The organism is Dietzia sp. UBA5065 (genome assembly GCA_002415925.1).
In the GTDB taxonomy this organism is placed as follows: domain Bacteria; phylum Actinomycetota; class Actinomycetes; order Mycobacteriales; family Mycobacteriaceae; genus Dietzia.
In genome coordinates this window covers 1-3,066 of the sequence record DIAZ01000127.1, presented here as the reverse complement: position 1 = coordinate 3,066, position 3,066 = coordinate 1, and the positions used below count along the sequence as shown (strand labels likewise).

The 3,066-nt window shown below is 70.3% G+C and carries 3 protein-coding genes and 1 pseudogene; all 4 read left to right on the top strand.

Annotated elements, in window-relative coordinates; translation table 11 throughout:
- Positions 1-555: pseudogene (locus B4M60_RS09865) on the top strand (argininosuccinate lyase); the annotation flags it as partial.
- A gap of 5 nt (positions 556-560) precedes the next feature.
- Positions 561-782, top strand: coding sequence for a Trm112 family protein (locus B4M60_RS09860; protein WP_291082981.1), 222 nt, complete (start codon positions 561-563; stop codon positions 780-782).
- Positions 779-1,435 (top strand): DNA-3-methyladenine glycosylase, encoded by a 657-nt coding sequence (locus B4M60_RS09855; protein WP_291082978.1) that lies wholly within the window; start codon positions 779-781, stop codon positions 1,433-1,435. Before B4M60_RS09860 ends, B4M60_RS09855 begins: the two co-directional genes overlap by 4 nt.
- A 31-nt stretch (positions 1,436-1,466) precedes the next feature.
- Positions 1,467-2,738 carry a tyrosine--tRNA ligase gene (gene tyrS, locus B4M60_RS09850; RefSeq protein WP_349679620.1) on the top strand — a complete coding sequence of 424 codons (1,272 nt, stop codon included), beginning with the start codon at positions 1,467-1,469 and terminating at the stop codon, positions 2,736-2,738.
- Positions 2,739-3,066 lie beyond the last annotated feature (328 nt).

The following is a 3,066-nucleotide window of genomic DNA, read 5'->3' as shown; positions in this document are numbered from 1 at the left end:
CCGCAGAAGAAGAACCCGGACGTCGCCGAGCTGATGCGCGGCAAGACGGGTCGACTCATCGGCAATCTCACCGGGCTGCTGGCCACCCTCAAGGCCCAGCCGCTGGCCTACAACCGGGACCTGCAGGAGGACAAGGAGCCGGTCTTCGACTCGGTCGCCCAGCTGGACCTGCTCCTCCCGGCGATGGCGGGAATGGTCGCCACGCTGGAGTTCCATCCCGAGCGGCTCGCCGAGCTGGCGCCGGCCGGGTACACCCTGGCCACGGACATCGCGGAGTGGATGGTCCGTCAGGGCATCCCGTTCCGCGTGGCCCATGAGGCGGCGGGGGAGTGCGTGCGCGTGGCCGAGGGTCGCGGCGTCGGGCTGGACGAGCTCTCCGACGACGAGTTGGCGGCCGTCCACCCGGCGCTCACGCCGGAGGTGCGTGACGTGCTCACGGTGACGGGGTCGATCGCGTCGCGGAACGCCCGTGGCGGCACAGCCGGTACGGCCGTGGCCGAGCAGCGCCGGCGGCTGGGAGAGATCCGTGACGAGCTCGCGGACTGGGTAGGGTGAGCGCCATGTCCGCCATAGATGACCGCCTGCTCGAGATCCTCGCCTGCCCCGAGGACAAGGGGCCGCTGCTCCTGGCGGGACAGGACACGCTCTACAACCCGCGGCTGCGCCGCGCCTACCGGATCGACGACGGGATCCCCGTCCTGCTGGTCGACGAATCGCGGCAGGTCGACGAGTCCGAGCACGCGGAGCTGGTGGCCCGGGCCGGCGGTATCCCGCAGGAGTGACCGAGACCCTCCCCGGCCCGGACCAGGATCGGTTCCGGGAACTGCTCCGCGTGGCCCCTCCCGACGAGGCCGCGCGGGCGGTGCTCGGGGGAGTGCTGAGCCACGGACCGGTCGCGGTGCGGATCGTCGAGGTGGAGGCCTACGGCGGCCCGTCCGGCTCGGCCCACCCGGATCCGGCCGCCCACACCTGGCCGGGACCGACCCCGCGGAACCAGGTGATGTTCGGAGACGCGGGCCACCTGTACGTGTACCTGAGCCACGGCATCCACCGGTGCGTCAACATCACGTGCCGCCCCGCGGGCGAGGGTGGTGGCATCCTCCTCCGCGGCGCGCGGGTCGTGGCCGGACACGAGGTGGTGGACGGCCGCCGGCCCGGCGTCCCGGCCGAGCGGGCCGCCCGCGGACCGGGCAATCTCGGCAGTGCGCTCGGGATCGACCTGTCGTTCCGCGGCACGGACGTGCTCGACTCGTCGTCGTCCATCACCTTCCAACCGGATCCGGTCCCCGGCGACCTCATCCGGACGGGTCCCCGGGTGGGGGTCTCCCGCGCGGCGGACGTGCCGTGGCGGTTCTGGACCGCCGGGGCCAGGGAGGTCTCGCCGTACCGGCGGAGCCCGCGTGCGGGGCGGGTGACCGACCACGCCCCGTGGTGACGCGGTGCGTCGATGGGGGACAATGGCGGCCGTGACCAACAACATCCTCGATGACCTGCAGTGGCGGGGGCTCATCGCGCAGTCGACCGACATCGACGCGCTACGCGCCCATCTCGACGAGGGGACGGTGTCGCTCTACTGCGGTTTCGACCCGACGGGACCGAGCCTGCACGCCGGTCATCTCATCCCCCTGCTCACGTTGCGTCGGTTCCAGCTGGCCGGCCACCGGCCGATCGTGCTGGCGGGCGGGGCGACCGGGCTGATCGGCGACCCCCGCGAGGTCGGGGAGCGGGCGATGAACACCACGGACACGGTGGCCGAGTGGACGGAGCGGATCGCGGGCCAGCTGGAGCGGTTCGTCGATCTCACCGACGGACCCACGGGGGCCCGTGTGGCCAACAACATTCAATGGACCGGCCACCTCTCCGTGATCGAGTTCCTCCGCGACGTGGGCAAGCACTTCTCCCTCAACACCATGCTGGGGCGGGAGACCGTCAAGCGCCGCCTGGAGGGGGAGGGGATCTCGTTCACCGAGTTCTCCTACATGCTCCTGCAGGCCAACGACTTCCTCGAGCTGCGCCGGTCCATGGGGTGCACGCTCCAGCTCGGTGGCTCGGATCAGTGGGGCAACATCATCGGCGGCGTCGACCTGAACCGTCGGGTGGACGGGGAATCCGTGCACGCGATGACCGTCCCTCTGGTCACCTCGTCGGACGGACGCAAGTTCGGCAAGTCCACGGGCGGTGGGAGCCTGTGGCTCGATCCCGCGATGACCAGTCCGTACGCCTGGTACCAGTACTTCCTCAACACCGCCGACGCCGACGTGATCCGGTATCTGCGGTGGTTCTCCTTCCTCGGCCGGGAGGAGATCGCCCAGCTCGAGGAGGTCACCCGGGAGAAGCCGCACCTGCGGGCCGCGCAGAAGCGCCTCGCCGAGGAGATGACCACGCTCGTCCACGGTGTCAGCGCGACCGAGTCCGTGCAGGCCGCGTCGCAGGCGTTGTTCGGCCGAGGTGAGCTGACGGGTCTGGACGAGCAGACGCTCGCGGCGGCTCTCGAGGACGCCGGCGCGGTGGACCTCGCTCCCGGGGAGCCGGACACGATCGTCGATCTGCTCGCGGCGTCCGGGCTGTGCGAGAGCAGGGGGGCTGCCCGGCGCGCGGTCGGCGAGGGCGGTGCGTACGTCAACAACGAGCGCATCGCTGACGCGGAATGGACCCCGGCGCCGTCGGACCTGCTGCACGGGCGTTGGCTCGTCCTGCGCAGGGGCAAGAAGAGCTTTGCAGGGGTGCGGATCCGCTGATCCGCCGCAAGTGACCGCAGGAGGGCGCCGGGAATACCGGCGCCTTCTCGCATTTCACCGACCTGACCAGGCGATTTGCGTTTCGGTTCACGTCTGCGTAACTTATTGGAAGTCGCCGAGAGCGAGCCCGGACCGAGAGGCCCGAGCCGAGAGAGGCGACACGCTCCACGAAGAGGCAGGAACCGCCCGGTTTGAACGGGAAGGCCAGAGTCGCTAGACTGGAGAAGTTGCCCCGAAAGGGACAGCGAAGCGCAGTACATCCTCGAGAACCGGTGGTCAGAGAGCTACCGCGGATCGATGTGAAGGTGTTGTTTGAGAACTCAACAGT

Bases quoted from the DNA above. Each gene is read 5' to 3' on its own strand.
- B4M60_RS09860 (WP_291082981.1), top strand. From the start codon at position 561: ATGTCCGCCATAGATGACCGCCTGCTCGAGATCCTCGCCTGCCCCGAG.